Origin of the sequence: Marinobacter bohaiensis, assembly GCF_003258515.1 — a bacterium.
Lineage (GTDB): Bacteria > Pseudomonadota > Gammaproteobacteria > Pseudomonadales > Oleiphilaceae > Marinobacter_A > Marinobacter_A bohaiensis.
In genome coordinates, this window is record NZ_QGEH01000001.1 from 388032 (window position 1) to 403868 (window position 15837).

The 15837-nt window shown below is 64.1% G+C and carries 18 protein-coding genes; 9 read left to right on the plus strand and 9 right to left on the minus strand.

The window, feature by feature from the left end; all coding sequences use genetic code 11:
- The first annotated feature begins 3 nt into the window (after nt 1–3).
- Nucleotides 4–213 (plus strand): ribosome modulation factor, encoded by a 210-nt coding sequence (gene rmf, locus DKK67_RS01645; RefSeq protein ID WP_111493766.1) that lies wholly within the window; start codon nt 4–6, stop codon nt 211–213.
- On the opposite strand, the gene DKK67_RS01650 is transcribed toward rmf, so the two are convergent.
- Nucleotides 214–660: a flagellar basal body-associated FliL family protein gene (locus DKK67_RS01650; RefSeq protein ID WP_111493768.1), complete on the minus strand. Its 447-nt coding sequence runs from the start codon at nt 658–660 to the stop codon at nt 214–216.
- Nucleotides 661–813: 153 nt separating this feature from the next.
- Between DKK67_RS01650 and DKK67_RS01655 the strand changes: the two genes are divergently transcribed.
- Together DKK67_RS01655 and rsd are read left to right on the plus strand one after the other, a co-directional pair.
- Nucleotides 814–1317 (plus strand): disulfide bond formation protein B, encoded by a 504-nt coding sequence (locus DKK67_RS01655; RefSeq protein WP_111493770.1) that lies wholly within the window; start codon nt 814–816, stop codon nt 1315–1317.
- A gap of 102 nt (nt 1318–1419) precedes the next feature.
- A complete protein-coding gene (rsd, locus tag DKK67_RS01660; RefSeq protein ID WP_111493772.1) occupies nt 1420–1908 on the plus strand; it encodes a sigma D regulator in 489 nt (162 codons plus the stop codon).
- A gap of 83 nt (nt 1909–1991) precedes the next feature.
- Here rsd and DKK67_RS01665 read toward each other — a convergent pair whose 3' ends face one another.
- The 3 genes from DKK67_RS01665 to DKK67_RS01675 all read right to left on the minus strand — a co-directional run bounded on the left by DKK67_RS01665 (nt 1992) and on the right by DKK67_RS01675 (nt 3854).
- Nucleotides 1992–2711 (minus strand): FKBP-type peptidyl-prolyl cis-trans isomerase, encoded by a 720-nt coding sequence (locus DKK67_RS01665; RefSeq protein WP_111493774.1) that lies wholly within the window; start codon nt 2709–2711, stop codon nt 1992–1994.
- Between the two features lie 193 nt (nt 2712–2904).
- A complete protein-coding gene (locus DKK67_RS01670; protein WP_322873898.1) occupies nt 2905–3303 on the minus strand; it encodes a DUF4124 domain-containing protein in 399 nt (132 codons plus the stop codon).
- Entirely contained in the window at nt 3300–3854 is a 555-nt protein-coding gene (locus DKK67_RS01675; RefSeq protein ID WP_162628715.1) for a DUF2390 domain-containing protein, read from the minus strand. The genes DKK67_RS01670 and DKK67_RS01675 overlap by 4 nt, the downstream gene beginning before the upstream one ends.
- Nucleotides 3855–3977: 123 nt before the next feature.
- Here DKK67_RS01675 and DKK67_RS01680 point away from each other — a divergent pair, with 123 nt between their 5' ends.
- A complete protein-coding gene (locus tag DKK67_RS01680) occupies nt 3978–5909 on the plus strand; it encodes an ATP-binding cassette domain-containing protein (RefSeq protein WP_111493778.1) in 1932 nt (643 codons plus the stop codon).
- A gap of 16 nt (nt 5910–5925) precedes the next feature.
- Here the strand turns inward: DKK67_RS01680 and ppx are convergent, their stop codons facing one another.
- Nucleotides 5926–7452, minus strand: a complete 1527-nt coding sequence (gene ppx, locus DKK67_RS01685; protein ID WP_407657824.1) for an exopolyphosphatase — start codon at nt 7450–7452, stop codon at nt 5926–5928.
- Nucleotides 7453–7856: 404 nt separating this feature from the next.
- On the opposite strand from ppx, the gene trxA reads away from it, so the two are divergent.
- Both trxA and mobA read left to right on the plus strand, forming a co-directional pair.
- Nucleotides 7857–8183: a thioredoxin TrxA gene (gene trxA, locus DKK67_RS01690; RefSeq protein ID WP_111493780.1), complete on the plus strand. Its 327-nt coding sequence runs from the start codon at nt 7857–7859 to the stop codon at nt 8181–8183.
- A gap of 140 nt (nt 8184–8323) precedes the next feature.
- On the plus strand, nt 8324–8920 hold the full coding sequence (gene mobA, locus DKK67_RS01695) for a molybdenum cofactor guanylyltransferase MobA (RefSeq protein ID WP_111493782.1): 597 nt from the start codon (nt 8324–8326) through the stop codon (nt 8918–8920).
- Between the two features lie 9 nt (nt 8921–8929).
- Here the strand turns inward: mobA and moaE are convergent, their stop codons facing one another.
- The 4 genes from moaE to moaB are packed head-to-tail and all read right to left on the minus strand — an operon-like array spanning nt 8930 to nt 11421.
- A complete protein-coding gene (gene moaE, locus DKK67_RS01700; RefSeq protein ID WP_111493784.1) occupies nt 8930–9382 on the minus strand; it encodes a molybdopterin synthase catalytic subunit MoaE in 453 nt (150 codons plus the stop codon).
- A 2-nt stretch (nt 9383–9384) separates the two neighbouring features.
- Nucleotides 9385–9642 (minus strand): molybdopterin converting factor subunit 1, encoded by a 258-nt coding sequence (gene moaD / locus DKK67_RS01705; protein ID WP_111493786.1) that lies wholly within the window; start codon nt 9640–9642, stop codon nt 9385–9387.
- Between the two features lie 2 nt (nt 9643–9644).
- Nucleotides 9645–10859 (minus strand): molybdopterin molybdotransferase MoeA, encoded by a 1215-nt coding sequence (locus DKK67_RS01710; RefSeq protein WP_111493788.1) that lies wholly within the window; start codon nt 10857–10859, stop codon nt 9645–9647.
- Entirely contained in the window at nt 10846–11421 is a 576-nt protein-coding gene (gene moaB, locus DKK67_RS01715; RefSeq protein WP_111493790.1) for a molybdenum cofactor biosynthesis protein B, read from the minus strand. Before moaB ends, DKK67_RS01710 begins: the two co-directional genes overlap by 14 nt.
- 309 nt (nt 11422–11730) lie before the next feature.
- Between moaB and rho the strand changes: the two genes are divergently transcribed.
- From rho to DKK67_RS01730, 3 genes are all read left to right on the plus strand, one after another.
- Nucleotides 11731–12993: a transcription termination factor Rho gene (rho, locus tag DKK67_RS01720; RefSeq protein ID WP_111493792.1), complete on the plus strand. Its 1263-nt coding sequence runs from the start codon at nt 11731–11733 to the stop codon at nt 12991–12993.
- A 103-nt stretch (nt 12994–13096) separates the two neighbouring features.
- On the plus strand, nt 13097–14575 hold the full coding sequence (gene ubiD, locus DKK67_RS01725; protein ID WP_111493794.1) for a 4-hydroxy-3-polyprenylbenzoate decarboxylase: 1479 nt from the start codon (nt 13097–13099) through the stop codon (nt 14573–14575).
- The gene (locus DKK67_RS01730; RefSeq protein ID WP_228160485.1) at nt 14532–15575 is read left to right on the plus strand and encodes a 2Fe-2S iron-sulfur cluster-binding protein; all 1044 of its coding nucleotides are present in this window, start codon (nt 14532–14534) and stop codon (nt 15573–15575) included. The genes ubiD and DKK67_RS01730 overlap by 44 nt, the downstream gene beginning before the upstream one ends.
- Nucleotides 15576–15837 lie beyond the last annotated feature (262 nt).

Consider the following 15837-nt stretch of genomic DNA (forward strand, 5'->3'; position numbering starts at 1 on the left):
GCAATGGCCAGGGACGTGGAACAGGGCTGGAAAGCGGCATCGTTGAACAAGGCGTACCGGCAGGGCTATCTGTCGGCGGTGATGGGGCTGCCCCGCGAGCGATGCCCCTACCGGGGCCAGGTGGCCGTCGCGGCCTGGGAGTCCGGTTGGGAGGACGGCGTCGCCGGTCTGGAGGCTGGTGCATCAGCCATCGCCGGCGATCAGGGTGCCTGACTAGCGTTGAACGACGAACGACGTGAACAGCACGTCCTTGATGGTGGCGCCGGTCTGCTCGTCTTCCAGCACCTGGTTGAACGTGTCCAGGGCCTGTTGCCGCAGGGCTTCCTGTCCCTGAGTGGAGGACAACGCCTCACGGTCCTCCCTGGCCAGCAGCATCACCATCTCATGGCGCAGGCGGGGTTCGTGAGCGGTAACTGCCGTCTCCGCCGTGGAATCCACCCGTAGCGTCACCTCCGCTTTTACATAGCTCAGGCGTCCCGTCGACTGGCCGATGTTGGTGATGAACGGCGGGTCCATTTCGACGTAGACGGACGGCGTTGCGGCTTCCGCCTGCTCTTCGCTGTTTTCGTCCGGTGTGTCTTCTTCGGCGTGGAGGGGGAGGCTGTTCGCCAGGCAGAACAGGGCCAGTCCGCCTGCCATAAACAGGCCACGTAATGTCATGGGCTTGCAGTTCTCCTTGATATGCTGTTTGATCGCGTCAGGCCATCGTATCCTGTGGATAACGCCGCCTTTTTCCAACGTGCGTCCAGAATAGCAGGCTGAATCCGCTCAGCCCAGTCGCACTCCGTTCCACGCTGAACTACAGAGGATGTCATGCCCGGCCGACGTCTGGTTTTCCTGTTGATTTTTCTGGTGTGCGCGGCCCTTCTGGGGACCGCGTTCTACATGGAATACGTCATGTACCTCGAGCCCTGTCCGCTGTGCTGGCTGCAGCGTATGGCGCTGATGGCGGTCGGCGCGCTGTCGCTGTTGGCGGCCCTGCACAACCCGGCCGGTTGGGGCGGCCGCATCTACGGCGGCCTGTTGGCCCTGTTTGCCGGCGCCGGCGGTGCCCTGGCGGCGCGCCAGCTGTGGCTGCAAAGTCTGCCGGCCGATCAGGTGCCGGCGTGTGGCCCGTCGGTGGATTACCTGCTGGATATCATGCCTCTGGCCGAAGTGCTCAGCATTGCGCTGCAGGGAACCGGCGACTGTGCCGAGGTGGTCTGGCGCTTCCTGGGGCTCAGCATCCCGGGCTGGACCGCGGTCTTTTTCACCCTGTTGTTTGTTATCGGTGTGGCCATCCTGCTGGGAGCGTTCCGGTCGTCCCGCCGGGGATAGGACGCCGCCCGCGACAGTCGTGATGAAACGCTTGCCCGGGTCGGTGAGCTTGGGGTAACGTCCTTACGATAATCAGAAGAAAGTCCGGAGCAGGGGGAGTTCATGCTGGATAATGTGGAGAGTGCCAAAGAGCGATGGGGTGGCGTCAGCGAGCTGATCGACCGCTGGCTGCGTGAGCGCCAGCAGTTGATCGTCCAGTACTGCGATGTGAGCGGTACCACGGATTTCAGCGACGTGGAAAAGACACGCGCCCAGTTCGTTCGCCTCTGCGAAATCCTGGTGGATTACGTTTCGGCCGGACACTTCGAGGTCTATGAGCAGTTGATTCGCGAGGCCAAGGAGTTCGACGATGGCGGCATGGAACTGGTCGCCAAGGTCTATCCCAAGCTGGAGGAGAACACGGAGATCGCCCTGTCGTTCAATGATCGTCTGGACGGCGAGTCGCTGTCGGCGGAACAGCTGGAAGACCTGATGGAGCCCCTGTCCAGTCTGGGGGAGCAGCTTGAGACGCGGTTCGAGCTGGAGGATTTCCTGATTGAGCACCTGCACAACGTGCACGCGGACAAGGTGATGTCCTCGTCGTCTGCCTGACCGGTTTGTACTTCCGGTCAATCACCGATTTCGAAACAAAAAGAGCCGGCATCAAGCCGGCTCTTTTTTGGCGCTGTAGCGGTTTACTCGGAGTCTTCTTCCGGGTTCACCTTCAGCAGCTCCACGTCGAAGACCAGGGTCTCATTGGGGCCGATGGCGCGATTGCCACCCGGGCCGTAGGCCAGGTCGGACGGGATGTAGAGCTTGTAGCGGCTGCCTTCGTTCATCAGCTGCAGGCCTTCGGTCCAGCCCGGGATAACCTGGGACAGCTGGAAGGTAACCGGCTCACCGCGTTCGCGTGAGCTGTCGAATACCTCGCCGTTGATCAACTCACCGGTGTAGTGAACCTTGACCGTGTCGGAGGCTTTCGGCGTGGGACCGTCACCTTCTTCGACGACTTCGTACTGCAGGCCGGAGTCGGTGGTCTGAACGCCATCACGCTCTGCGTTCTCGGCGAGGAAGGATTCCCCCTTCTCCTTGTTTTTCTTGGCCTGCTCCTGCACCTTGGCCATTTGCTCCTGCTGCATCTGCTGCTGGTAAGCCTGCAGTGCCGCCTGGATTTCCTCGCGGCTCATACGGGGCGCGTCGCCGCCGGCCTGGCCGTCGCGGATGCCCTGTACGAACTGGTCCAGTTGCAGGTTGGGCAGGTCGTTCTTCATCCGCTCGCCCAGCACGACACCCATGCCGTAGCTGACCTTCTGGTCCTGGTTGTCCAGCGCCGGTTCCGCGGATGCGTTCATCACGCCGAAGGCCGTGGCGGCTACCGTGCCTGCCAGTGCGATCGAAATCAGGGATTTTTTCATTGAGAATCCTTTGCTATTGCGAAGTCCCGGTCCGGTTCTGAGCGCTTTGGCGGGCGCGTTGAAACCATGCAAACGGTTGACTCCAGATGCATTTAAATCATGGAAGGGCAAAGGTAACGCTTTTGACGACAGTGTGCCAATGACTGATGGTTAAGGAAGTTAACCCGTGCGCTGAATGCGTGGGGCGAAGCCCCTACGGGGTGGCCGCATTCTGTCGCTGGCGGATATTGTCGGCGCTGAGGGAGAAGGGGGCCGCGTAGGGCGATTGCCAGTCCGGCTCGGTCATGACCTCCGGTTCGCCGTTGACGCCGGTGCTGGCGGGATCCACCGCCAGGGCATTCCAGTTGCGGTCCGTGGGCGGTTTGTCGGCGTAATGCCAGCTTCCGTCCGTGTCCTGCCACTTGAATACGATGTCGGGGCCGTCGTCGGGCACCGGGTTGGGCACCACGCCTTCGAAGGAGGGCGCGGTTTCCGGTTCCTCGGTGGTCGAGGCGGTTTGCGGGGCCGGTTCCTTGATGCCGAAGAACATCAGGACGATAAGCAGACCCAGAGCCGGGAAGGCCAGCCTGAAAGCCCAGCGACGCATCATCATTGGGATGTCCCCTGGTTTGGAGTGGCGCGGGTGGCGTGGATCGTGATCGCCAGAGCCTGTGTCAGTCGGTTCATACCGGTTTCCAGTGCTTGAGAATCATCCCCGGTTGGGGCTGCCGCGCGCAGGTTACGGATTAACAGCGCTTCATTATAGACCGAATTTGCGGACATATCGGGACGAGCTGTATCCGAATCATTACGGATGGCCTCAAGGTCATGGTGGATCCAGGCCAGTTCAATCCGTTCCGCCGCCAACTCGGCGCGCTTGATCTGCTCGCGCAGGACATCCGTTGGAAAGGCCTTGGCCAGCGCCTGCCGTTGTTGCCGGAGGGGCGTCGTATGCTGTGAGCGCCAGCGTTGTACGCCCTCGCTTTCCCAGCCGTCCCAGTCGCGACCTTCAATGGCCAGCCAGGCGGCGGTCAGCAAACGGGACACCGAACAACCGCAGGCCTGAAGCATCAGGCTGGCCTCGGCGACGTCCGGATCGGACCAGAGCGACAAGGCGGTCTGCCACAACGGGTTCTCCAGTGACAGGTCGGCGGGTGGCTGCATAGACATCGGGGGACCGTTTCGGTCGCTGGCGCCGGTTCTGCATTCCGGCCGTGAATCCTGACAAGCTGCGACGGTATCCAGAGGTTATCCCCGGGAATGTGTCATCCCTGATAGAATGCGCGCATGCTGACATTAACAGAGCTTAGTCTACAACGGGGCGGGCAGTGGTTGCTAGAGCGTGTATCGGCGACGATTCAGCCCGGCCAGAGGGTGGCCATCGTCGGTGCCAACGGCGCCGGCAAGTCCAGTCTGTTCAAACTCATTCTCGGGCAGTTGCAGCCGGAAGCGGGAGAGGTGTCGCTGCCCGGCGGCTGCCGGCTGGCGCATATGGCCCAGGAAGTGGAAGCGACCGATCGCAGTGCCCGGGATTTTGTGCTGGACGGCGACGTGGAACTGCGCCGGCTGGAGGAGGCCCTGGCGGACGCCGAGAGCCGGGGGGACGACCATGCCCAGGCCCGCATCCACGGCGAGCTGGACCTGCACGAGGCCTGGTCGGCACCACGCCGGGTGGAGACCCTGTTGCGCGGCCTGGGCTTCGTCGACGCCGATGTCGAGCGGCCGGTGGCGTCTTTCTCCGGCGGCTGGCGTATCCGGCTGAACCTGGCCCAGGCACTGATGCGCCCGTCCGACCTGCTGCTGCTCGACGAGCCCACCAACCACCTGGACCTGGACGCCTGCCTGTGGCTTGAGAACTGGCTCAGCCGCTACCCGGGCACCCTGCTATTCATCTCCCACGACCGCGATTTCATGGACCGTGTGGCCACCCACATCCTGCACTTCGACAATCGCGCGCTGGTCACTTACACAGGCAACTACTCGGCCTTCGAGACCCAGCGCAGCGAACGGCTGGCCCAGCAGCAGGCCGGCTACGAACGCCAGCAGGCGCGGATCGCAGAGATTGAGGATTTCATCCGCCGCTTCAAGGCCAAGGCCACCAAGGCCCGTCAGGCCCAGAGCCGGATCAAGTCGCTGGAGCGGATGGAGCGCATCGCCCCGGCCCATGTGGATTCGCCGTTCCAGTTCAGTTTTCCGGAAGCGGACAAGATCAGCAATCCGCTGCTGTCGATCCGCCAGGGCGAGGCCGGCCATGATGGCCGTACCATCTTGCGCGGCATTAATGTGAGCCTGTTGCCGGGCTCCCGGATCGGGCTGCTTGGCCCCAATGGCGCGGGCAAGTCCACGCTCATCAGCGCCCTGTACGACAGCGGCACGTTGACGGCCGGGGAGCGCACCTCCGGTGAGCACCTGGCCATCGGCTACTTCGCGCAGCACCAGCTGGAGTCCCTGGATCTGGACGCCAGCCCCTTCCTGCACCTGCAGCGGGAGGCACCGAAAGCGTCGGAGCAGTCGATCCGCAATTTCCTGGGCGGTTTCGGCTTTCACGGCGACGATGCGCTGGAGCGGATCCGCACCTTTTCCGGTGGCGAGAAAGCCCGGGTGGCCCTGGCGCTGATCGCCTGGGCCAAGCCCAACCTGCTGCTGCTCGACGAGCCCACCAACCACCTGGACCTGGAGATGCGCCAGGCCCTGACCGAGGCGCTGCAGCGTTTCGAAGGGGCCGTGGTGGTGGTGTCCCACGACCGTCACCTGCTGCGCAACACCGTGGACGATTTCCTGATGGTCAACGACGGCGCCGTGACGTCGTACGACGGGGATCTGGAGGATTACGAGCGCTGGCTCGCCGAGCGCCGGACTGAAGACGTGCGGACCCCTTCACCGGGGGCGGACGACCGTGCCGCCAAATCCCCCGAAGTGGGAGAGAGCGCCGATGATCGCAAGGCCCGCAAGCGCGCCGAGGCGGCCCTGCGCCAGAAAATGAGCCCCTATCGCAAGCGCCAGGAAACTCTGGAAAAGAGGATGGGCGACGTGCAGATCCGCCTCAATGAGCTGGAAGAGACCCTGGCGGACGCGGGCCTTTACGAGCCTGAGCGCAAGAACGACCTGAAAGCGGCGCTGGGCGCCCAGTCCGAGGCCCGGGCCGAGCTGGAAACGGTTGAAATGGAGTGGCTTGAGGTGTCGGAGACCCTGGAGGAAATGGCCGGCGAGCAGTCCTGAAGCCCGCCGGCCCGCCTCAGGGCATGATGGTCAGCTTGATGTTCTGGCGCGCCAGGAATTCCTGCTCGTTTTCCAGATCGGCGCGGGTCAGCGGGCGTTCCTCCAGCCAGTTGTCGGCGAAGCCGACCGCCAGGCTGTCCGCGCCGTTGGCCTCCACTTTGAATCCCGCCGGCTGATCCATGTTGCGGGGGTGCTGGATCAGCACCGCCAGTCTCAGCAACACGCAGAGGTATTGCAGGCGTGGGATATCGTCCTCGTCGGCGTCCTCGAATACGGCGTTGGAGAACTTGCGCCGATGGCCGCGCACCAGCGTGGCCAGATTGCGCTGGGCCTGCTGGGTGAACCCGGACAGGTCCGAGTAGCGCAGCAGATAGGCGCCGTGCTTGTGGTACTGGCTGTGGGAAATGGCCAGGCCGATCTCGTGCAGGCGGCAGCCCCAGCGCAGCAGCTCCTCGTCGTACTCTGTGTTGATGCCCCAGGCTTCGGCCACCTGACGAAACGCCGCGATGGCGGTGGTTTCGACCGCGGCCGCGTGGGCCGAGTCGATGTCATAGCGGCCCTGCAGCGCCTGGATGGAGCGCTCGCGCACGTCTTCGTGCTGGATGCGGCCGACGATGTCGTACAGCAGCCCTTCACGCAGCGCGCCGTCGGAATAGGTCAGGCTTTCGATCTCCAGTGACTCGAACGCGGCCAGCAGGATCGCCAGCCCCGCCGGAAAGATGCTCTGGCGGTCACTGCGCACGCCCAGTTCGCCCAGGCGCTCGACGTTGCCCATGTCCACCAGCCGCTGACGCAGTTCACGCAGGGCTTCCAGGGTGATGGTGCCGTTGGTCAGCTTGAGGTTGCTCAGGACCGACGCGATCGCCTTGATCGAACCGGACGAACCGACGGTGCTCTGCCAGCCGAGATCGCGGAAGCGATGGCGGATGTTGAGCAGTTCCTGGGCGGCGTGGGTCAGGGCCTTGTCCATCTGCTTGCGCTGGATCTTGCCGTCCGGGAAGTAGCGGTTGCGGAACGAGACGCAGCCCATGTGCAGGCTTTCCAGGGCCTGGGGCTCGAAGCGTTCGCCGATAATGAACTCGGTGCTGCCGCCGCCGATGTCGATCACCAGGCGTCGGCCGGTGTCGTCGGACAGGCTGTGGGACACGCCCAGGTAGATCAGGCGGGCTTCCTCGCGACCGGCGATGATCTCCACCGGAAAGCCGAGCACTTCCTCGGCCCGCTCCATGAATTCAGGTGCGTTGCGGGCGACGCGCAGGGCGTTGGTGCCGACGATCTGCACCATCGATGGCGGCATGCCCTGCAGGCGCTGGGCGAAACGGCGCAGACAGTCGAGGGCGCGTTCCTGGGCGGCTTCGGTCAGGCGGTTGCTGGCGTCGAGACCGGCACCGAGTTGGACTTTTTCCCCCATCTTCTCGAGGGTGCGAATCTCGCCGTGGATCAGGCGGGCAATCACCATATGGAAACTGTTGGAGCCCATATCGATGGCAGCCAGCAGGTCCCGGTCGGTGGCGCTGTTGGGGGCCGTCACGTGTCTTGAAATCCTCTTGCCGGGCTTGGCCTCTGAATCATGTCTATTGGCAAATCCGCGCCTGGAACTCGGTGCGGCCCGGCGCGGTCGTGCTGAACCGGCGTGCCTTGATTCCGGCGTGCCGGGTGAGCCAGAATCGCCAATAGACTTAACCAGAGGTTCCTTTTATTGTGTGGGCTCCTCATGGTGAACCGACACTGCGGGTAACTATAAGCCATACCCCGCCAACCTGTCAGTAGCGTGCGCTACCCCCGGTTGTTCATGCTCATGGTCCGTATCCGGCGTGGGACTTTCCTCGCGGACGGGCTTTCGCGTAAAGTGGATCGGTAGATTCGAAGTGGCCGGTCGGCGGACGGGCCGTAAACGTCTAGGCGCAGTGATCCGGCAATGGGCGCTGCCAAAAGCAGGAAACAGTAATGAGCGGAAATATCGTAAACGTAACCGACGCCTCCTTCGAAGAGGATGTGCTGAAGGCCGATACCCCGGTCCTGGTGGATTACTGGGCGGAATGGTGTGGCCCGTGCAAGATGATTGCGCCGGTTCTGGAGGAGATTGCCGAGGAGTACGACGGCAAGCTGAAGATCTGCAAACTCAACATCGACGAGAACGAGCAGACTCCGCCGAAGTTCAATATCCGCGGCATTCCGACCCTGATGCTGTTCAAGAACGGCAACGTGGACGCCACCAAGGTGGGCGCACTGTCCAAGTCCCAGCTGGCGGCGTTCCTCGACAGCAACCTGTAATCGGGTCGCGGTCGGGCCATGTGTCGCCACGCCCTCAGCGGCGTTGATGCGATGCGGGGCTCCGCAGTGAAGAAACCATCTTCCGGTCGTGCGGAAGGTGGTTTTTTTATGTCTCGGTATCCGCGAACAGGGAGTAAGTCATGACGGGTTCAGACCCATCGGGCGGATGCGCCGGCCTGATCCTGGCGGGTGGTCGCGCCCGCCGCATGGGCGGGCTGGAGAAGGGGCTCGCTCTCTGGCGCGGCCGGCCGCTGGTGGCTACCGCCTGCGAGGCATTGCGTCCGCATTGCCGGACCTTGCTGATCAGCGCCAATCGACAACTCGATGCCCATCGATCCTGGGCCGATGCGGTCGTGGCTGACGACCCGGCATTCGAAGACGCCGGGCCGCTGGCGGGGCTGCTGGCCGGGCTGGAGCGGGCGCGGGCGCAGGGCGCTGACGGCGTTCTGGTGATGCCGTGCGATACGCCGGCGGTGACAGCCGCCGTCATGGGGGTGTTGGCGGCGGACGCGCAGGCCAATCCGCAGCGCGTCGTTCTGGCGAAAGTGAGTGACCGCCTGCATCCGTTGCACGGCTATTATCCCGTGCCCCTGGCGGAAGCGCTGCGGGATTACCTGGCCCAGGGCGGGCGCAAGGTGATGGGCTTTGCGGCGTCTTACGAGCCGCTGTTTCCGGCGCTTCCGGCGGACGAAGACAGCTTTCGCAACCTCAACGCGCCGGAGGACTGGGCGGGCTGAGCCGCCGGATCAGCCCGCCTGCCAGTCGTCCGCTTTCCGGCGGTCGCTGTCTTTCTGCTCCACCCAGTGCGACGTGCCATCCGCGGTGATTTCCTTCTTCCAGAACGGGGCTGAGGTCTTGAGGGCGTCCATCAGGAACTCGCATGCTGCGAAGGCATCGCCGCGGTGGGCACTGGTCACGCCGACAAACACAATGCGCTCGCCCAGCGCCAGCTCCCCGACCCGGTGAATCACGCGGACGGCGTTGATGGACCAGCGTTCGGAGGCCTGGGCAATGAGATCCTCAATCACCGATTCGGTCATGCCGGGATAGTGTTCCAGGAACAGGGCGCGCACGTCCTGGCGATCGCCGCTGGCGCGCACCAGGCCTGTGAACGTGGCGATGGCGCCGGATTGACCGTCGTCGGCGAGCGCGTCGGTTTCCCGGCCGATCTCGAAGTCCTCGGTCTGGATGCGAATCATGGCTAGCCCCCGGTCACCGGCGGAAACAGGGCCACTTCGTCGCCGGCGCTGACCGGCTGCGACGGGCGGGCCATGGTCTGGTTGACGGCGATCATCACGCTGCGGTCGCCGTCCAGGGTATCCCAGGGCGATCCGCGGCTGGCCAGGGTGCGGATCAGATCGGCCACCGTGGTTCCGCTCTCTACCGGCAGGTCCAGGCTGTCGGTATCCAGGGTTTCGCGCAACCGCGCGAAGAACTTGATGGTGACGGTGTTGCTCATAGTCAGCCCAGCAGGTCGTTGAACGGGTAAAAGGCAAGGGTGTCGCCGGGCGCCACGCGAGTGTTCTCGGGAACCACGGCGAGACCGTCGGCCCAACAGGCTGAGCTTAGCATGCCCGAACTCTGGTTGGGGTAGGCTTCGATCCGGGTTTGGCCGTCCCGCTCCACGCGCCGGGCCCGCACGAACTCGCGCCGGGGCGATGCCCTGTCGACGCTGAAGCCGGCAGGCAGCGCGAGGGCGGCGGCCGGGGTGTCGGATCGGCCCTGCAAGCGGCGGATAAACGGAGCGGCGATGATCAGGAAGGTCACCAGCACCGCAGCCGGGTTGCCGGGCAGTCCCAGCATGGGCGTGGTGCCGATCCGTCCGAAGGCCAGGGGCTTGCCGGGTTTCACGGCCAGGCGCCACAGGCTGACGTCGCCCAGGGCTTCCATCGCGCCGCGCACGTGATCTTCTTCCCCCACCGAGACGCCGCCGCTGGACAGGATCAGGTCGGACTGGGTCGCGGCCTGTTCCAGCGCGGTCCGGGTCGCCTCGCGGGTGTCGGCCACGTCGCCCAGATCGACGACCTCGCAATGCAGGGATTCCAAGAGGGCACGCAGCGCAAACCGGTTGGTGTTATAGATCTTGCCGGGTGGTAGTGGCTGCCCCGGCGGCACCAGTTCGTCGCCGGTGGTGAGGATGGCCACGCGCACTGGGCGCCGCACCGAAATTTCGGCGATGCCCAGCGAGGCCAGCAGGCCCAATTCCTGGGGCCGCAGCCTGGTGCCGGCGGCCAGGGCCATGCTGCCGGCACGCAGATCCTGGCCCCGGGGGCGGATGTTCTGCCCCGGCGACAGTGCGTGATCGGTCCGCAATCCGGCATCGTCGACGCTGGCGTGTTCCTGCATCAGCACCGCCTCGGCCCCATCCGGCACCGAGGCGCCGGTAAAAATCCGGGCTACAGTGCCGGGTTCGAGCGGCTGCGGCGCCACCCCGGCGGGAATCCGCTGGCTGACCGGCAGCGGCTGGTTGGCCAGGTCGGCGAGCCGGATGGCGTAGCCGTCCACCGCGCTGTTGTCCGCCGGTGGTACGTCGGCCGGCACGGAGATGTCGTTGGCCAGGATCTGACCTCCGGCGTCTTCCAGGCGTCGCACCTGCTTTTCGGCGACCGCATGAGCTTGGGGCAGCAGGTGCGCCAGGGCGTCGTCCAGGCGGGTCAGGCCGTCAGTCGGTCCCATGGTTGCTCCCGGTGTCGAGGGCGTCGTCGAGCCGGTGCAGCGGGCGTTCCGGTTTGCGGTTGACCAGCGCCGAGAAATTGCACGGCCGGTGGCGGCTGTCGAGCTGCTGCCTGAGGATGCCTTCCCAGCCCAGGGTGCAGGCGCCGGTGGAGCCGGGCAGGCAGAACACGACGGTGTGGTTGGACAGGCCGCCCAGTGCCCGGGACTGGATGGTAGAGGAGCCGATGTCGTCGGCGGAGAGGCGCCGGAATTCTTCACCGAATCCGTCGATGAGCTTATCGAACAGGGGCGCAACCGCTTCCGGCGTGCTGTCCCGCTCGTGGAATCCTGTGCCACCGGTGATCAGCACCACGTGGATGCGGCTGTCGGCCACCCAGCGTGCGACCAGGGCCCGGATCAGGTAGATGTCGTCCGGCAGCAGGCGACGTTCGACCACGTGGTGGCCGGCGGCGTTGGCCTGGTCGGTGAGGTACTGGCCGGAAGTGTCCTCAGCGGGGCCACGGCTGTCGGAGATGGTCAGCACGGCGATGTTCAGAGGCACGAAGGTGTCGGAGTTTGCCATAGGTCAAGGATTTCCACTTCGATTGCAGGGATGGAAGGAATGACTTGCTACTGTTTGAAAAACGCGCTATACCCTTAAGTCGTGCCAATCAGTATCCTGTTGTCACCGCAAATTTGGAAGGGGTGGTAATGGCCTGACTTGTTGCTATAATGGCCGGCACGTTTACTCGCTTCCAAAGAAAAAGCCGTTCAGGCGCCCGCCTCACGGTTTCTGTCCCGATACTTAAAAGCATCACGTTACGCTCAGGGGAATTCCCCCCCTGTCTTCGCAAACCTGATTGATATTCCATTCCAAGTCGTCAAATAAAATATGAACCTTACTGATCTGAAGCAGAAACCCGTTCCCGAGCTGCTGGATATTGCCCAGGAAATGGGACTGGATAACCTGGCCCGTTCTCGTAAGCAGGACGTCATTTTCTCGATCCTGAAGAAGCACGCCAAAAGCGGCGAGGACATCTACGGGGACGGCGTGCTGGAGATTCTCCAGGACGGTTTCGGCTTCCTCCGTTCCGCCGATGCGTCTTACCTCGCCGGCCCGGACGACATCTACGTGTCGCCGAGCCAGATCCGGCGCTTTAACCTGCGCACCGGCGACACCATTGCCGGCAAGATCCGGCCGCCGAAAGATGGCGAGCGTTACTTTGCGCTGTTGAAGGTCAACGAGATCAACTTCGACAAGCCGGACAACGCCCGCAACAAGATTCTGTTCGAGAACCTCACGCCGCTGTTCCCGGACGAGCGCCTGATGCTGGAAGCCGGTAACGGCAGCACCGAGGACCTCTCATCCCGGGTCCTGGACCTGGTGGCTCCGATCGGTAAAGGCCAGCGTGGCCTGATCGTATCCCCGCCGAAAGCGGGTAAGACGCTGTTGATGCAGGGCATCGCCCAGTCCATCACCCGGAACAACCCGGAATGCCACGTGATGGTTCTGCTCATCGACGAGCGTCCTGAGGAAGTCACCGAAATGCAGCGCACTGTGCGCGGCGAAGTGATTGCCTCCACCTTCGACGAGCCGCCGGCACGTCACGTGCAGGTCGCCGAGATGGTGATCGAAAAGGCCAAGCGTCTGGTCGAGCACAAGAAGGACGTAGTGATCCTGCTCGACTCCATCACCCGTCTGGCGCGTGCCTACAACACCGTGATCCCGTCCTCCGGCAAGGTGCTGACCGGTGGTGTCGACGCCCACGCCCTGGAGAAGCCCAAGCGTTTCTTCGGTGCCGCGCGGAACGTCGAGGAAGGCGGCAGCCTGACCATCCTGGCCACCGCGCTGGTCAACACCGGTTCCAAGATGGACGAGGTCATCTACGAAGAGTTCAAGGGTACCGGCAACATGGAAGTCCACCTGGACCGCCGCATTGCCGAGAAGCGTACCTACCCGGCCATCAACATCCGCAGCTCCGGCACCCGCCGCGAGGATCTGCTGATGAGCGAGGCCGACATCCAGCGGATCTGGATCCTGCGCAAGCTGCTGCACTCCATGGACGACGACACCGCGTCCCTCGAGTTCCTGCTCGACAAGCTGCGCGATACCAAGACCAACGACGAATTCTTCCAGTCCATGAAGAAGCGCTGATCGCGCCCGGCCCACCCGCAACCTTCGGTCGCGGGTGGGCCATCCATCCTGCTTTCCCGTACACTGCTCCATCCCTTTGGACGTTCAGGCTCAGGACAGCGTCATGAAATACGACGATCTGCGCGATTTCATTCGCCAACTGGAAGCGATTGGCGAGCTCAAGCGCATCAAGACCGAAGTCGATCCCTACCTGGAGATGACCGAAATCTGCGACCGCACCCTGCGTGCGGGCGGCCCGGCACTGTTGTTCGAGAACCCCAAGGGCTCGGACATTCCCGTGCTGGCCAACCTGTTCGGCACCCCCAAACGGGTCGCCCTGGGCATGGGCCAGGAGGACGTGGCCAGCCTGCGTGAAGTGGGCAAGCTGCTGGCGTTCCTCAAGGAGCCGGATCCGCCCAAGGGCTTCAAGGACGCCTGGGAAAAGCTGCCGATCTTCAAGCAGGTCATGCAGATGGGGCCAAAAGTGCGCCGCTCTGCGCCCTGCCAGGACGTGGTGATCGACAAAGACCACGTCGACCTCTACAAACTGCCCATCCAGCATTGCTGGCCGGAGGACGCCGGGCCCCTGGTAACCTGGCCGCTGGTCATTACCCGCGGGCCGCATAAAGAACGTCAGAACCTGGGGATTTATCGGCAGCAACTGATCGGTCGCAACCGGCTGATCATGCGCTGGCTCAGCCATCGCGGCGGAGCACTGGATTTCCAGGAGTGGCAAAAGGCGCACCCCGGCGAGCCGTTCCCGGTCGCGGTGGCGCTGGGCGCGGACCCCGCCACCATCCTCGGGGCCGTGACGCCGGTGCCGGACAGTCTGTCCGAGTATGCCTTCGCCGGTCTGTTGCGGGGCAGTCGCACCGAACTGGTCCAGGCGGGGCTGTCGGAGCTGCAGGTGCCGGCCAGCGCCGAGATCGTGCTCGAGGGCTACATTTACCCGGACGACATGGCTCCGGAAGGGCCGTTTGGCGATCACACCGGCTACTACAACGAGGTGGAGCATTTCCCGGTGTTTACCGTGGAGCGCATCACCCACCGCAAGGATCCGATCTACCACAGCACCTACACCGGGCGTCCGCCCGACGAACCGGCGGTGTTGGGGCTGGCGCTGAACGAAGTGTTCGTGCCCATCCTGCAGAAGCAGTTCCCGGAAATCGTGGATTTCTACCTGCCGCCGGAAGGCTGTTCCTACCGCATGGCGGTGGTGACCATGCGCAAGCAGTATGCCGGCCATGCCAAACGTGTGATGATGGGCGTATGGTCGTTCCTGCGGCAGTTCATGTACACCAAGTTCGTGATCGTCACCGACGACGACGTCAACGCCCGGGACTGGAACGACGTCATCTGGGCGATTACCACCCGAATGGACCCGGCGCGGGACACCACCCTGGTGGAAAACACACCGATCGACTACCTGGATTTCGCCTCGCCGGTGGCCGGCCTGGGCTCCAAGATGGGGCTGGATGCCACCAGCAAGTGGCCGGGCGAAACCGACCGGGAATGGGGCCGGGCCATCGCCATGGACGCCGCCGTCAAGGAGCGGGTGGATGCCATCTGGTCCGAGCTGGGCATTGATGAGTCCGCATCGTGATGACCCCGTGCGGGTCAGGATTGACCCCGCCGGACTCGAATTCACCGCGTCGCCCAGGGACGATCTGCTGACCGCGGCCCGCCGGGCAGGCATTGCCATTCGCTGGTCCTGCCGCAACGGAGTCTGCGAACTCTGTGAAGCCCGGCTCAAGGCGGGACGGGTGCTCAACACCCGGACCGATCAAGAGATAGAACCGCCCGCGACCCTGATGCTGTGTCGAAGCCAGCCGCGCGGGCCGGTGGAATTGGAGATTGAGGAGGTTATGGCCGCAGGTTCCCAAACGCCGCAGCAGATGCAGGCAACGGTCTCGGACATCAAGACGCTCAGCCACGACGTATACCGCGTGACGCTGACCTTACCCCGTCGGCGTGAGCTGGCATTTCATGCGGGCCAGTACCTGTCCGTGCGCCTGCCGGATGCGTCGCCGTCCTACTTCTCCATTGCCAGCAGCCCGTCCCGTGGCGACATCGAGCTGCACGTCCAGGCCGCGACGGACTGGGCTTCCGCCCAGCGCGTCATGGACACGTTCCACACCGATGGTCAGGTGACGCTGGAGCTGCCCCACGGCAAGGCGTGCCTGGCGTCGGCCCCGCAACAGCCGCTGGTGCTGGTGGCGGCCGGTACCGGCTTTGCGCAGATGAAAAGCATCGTCGACTACCTGCGGGAAACCGGCCTCCAGCAGCCAGTGCATCTGTACTGGGGTGTGCGGCGCCACGAGGACATGTACCTGCGTTCGCTGGCCTATCAATGGGCGGAGGACTGGGCGCCGTTCTCCTTCTTCCCGGTGGTGGGCGACGACGCCGACAACGACTGGAGCGGCCACCACGACCAACTGGTGCGGGCGGTCCTGGCCGGTGGCTATGACTGGTCCGGCGTGAGTGTCCTGGCCAGTGGGTCGCCGCCGATGGTCTACACGCTGATGGACGCGCTGGTCGAGGCGGGACTACCGGAATCGGCGTTCCTGTCGGACGTGCTGGAATACGCGCCGCGGGGACAATAGGGCGGACGCCTGCGGGACATTACCAGCTGGCAAAACCAATGCAGCGGGCGCTTCTGAACCGGAGGAACTGGCAGCCTCCTGGGCTATCTGCAAGCCAGGCGAGATACCGGCTGTCCTTCGGCCAGCTCCGAAACTGAAGTTTCGGCTACACGGGCGGGGGGCTTCGGGCCTTGGCATGAGGCTGATAGGCGGCACGGGCAATGTGGCCGGCGCGTCTGAACCGGAGGAGCTGGTGGCCTCCTGGGCTATCTGCAAACCCGGC

Coding starts and splice junctions, on each gene's coding strand:
- mobA (WP_111493782.1), top strand. CDS start 8,324: ATGACGGGTTCAGACCCATCGGGCGGATGCGCCGGCCTGATCCTGGCG.
- DKK67_RS01655 (WP_111493770.1), top strand. CDS start 814: ATGCCCGGCCGACGTCTGGTTTTCCTGTTGATTTTTCTGGTGTGCGCG.
- DKK67_RS01710 (WP_111493788.1), bottom strand. CDS start 10,859: ATGGGACCGACTGACGGCCTGACCCGCCTGGACGACGCCCTGGCGCAC.
- ubiD (WP_111493794.1), top strand. CDS start 13,097: ATGAAATACGACGATCTGCGCGATTTCATTCGCCAACTGGAAGCGATT.
- rmf (WP_111493766.1), top strand. CDS start 4: ATGGCCAGGGACGTGGAACAGGGCTGGAAAGCGGCATCGTTGAACAAG.
- DKK67_RS01670 (WP_322873898.1), bottom strand. CDS start 3,303: ATGATGATGCGTCGCTGGGCTTTCAGGCTGGCCTTCCCGGCTCTGGGT.
- rho (WP_111493792.1), top strand. CDS start 11,731: ATGAACCTTACTGATCTGAAGCAGAAACCCGTTCCCGAGCTGCTGGAT.
- moaD (WP_111493786.1), bottom strand. CDS start 9,642: ATGAGCAACACCGTCACCATCAAGTTCTTCGCGCGGTTGCGCGAAACC.
- DKK67_RS01665 (WP_111493774.1), bottom strand. CDS start 2,711: ATGAAAAAATCCCTGATTTCGATCGCACTGGCAGGCACGGTAGCCGCC.
- DKK67_RS01680 (WP_111493778.1), top strand. CDS start 3,978: ATGCTGACATTAACAGAGCTTAGTCTACAACGGGGCGGGCAGTGGTTG.
- trxA (WP_111493780.1), top strand. CDS start 7,857: ATGAGCGGAAATATCGTAAACGTAACCGACGCCTCCTTCGAAGAGGAT.
- moaB (WP_111493790.1), bottom strand. CDS start 11,421: ATGGCAAACTCCGACACCTTCGTGCCTCTGAACATCGCCGTGCTGACC.
- DKK67_RS01650 (WP_111493768.1), bottom strand. CDS start 660: ATGACATTACGTGGCCTGTTTATGGCAGGCGGACTGGCCCTGTTCTGC.
- rsd (WP_111493772.1), top strand. CDS start 1,420: ATGCTGGATAATGTGGAGAGTGCCAAAGAGCGATGGGGTGGCGTCAGC.
- DKK67_RS01730 (WP_228160485.1), top strand. CDS start 14,532: ATGCCATCTGGTCCGAGCTGGGCATTGATGAGTCCGCATCGTGATGAC.
- moaE (WP_111493784.1), bottom strand. CDS start 9,382: ATGATTCGCATCCAGACCGAGGACTTCGAGATCGGCCGGGAAACCGAC.
- DKK67_RS01675 (WP_162628715.1), bottom strand. CDS start 3,854: ATGCAGCCACCCGCCGACCTGTCACTGGAGAACCCGTTGTGGCAGACC.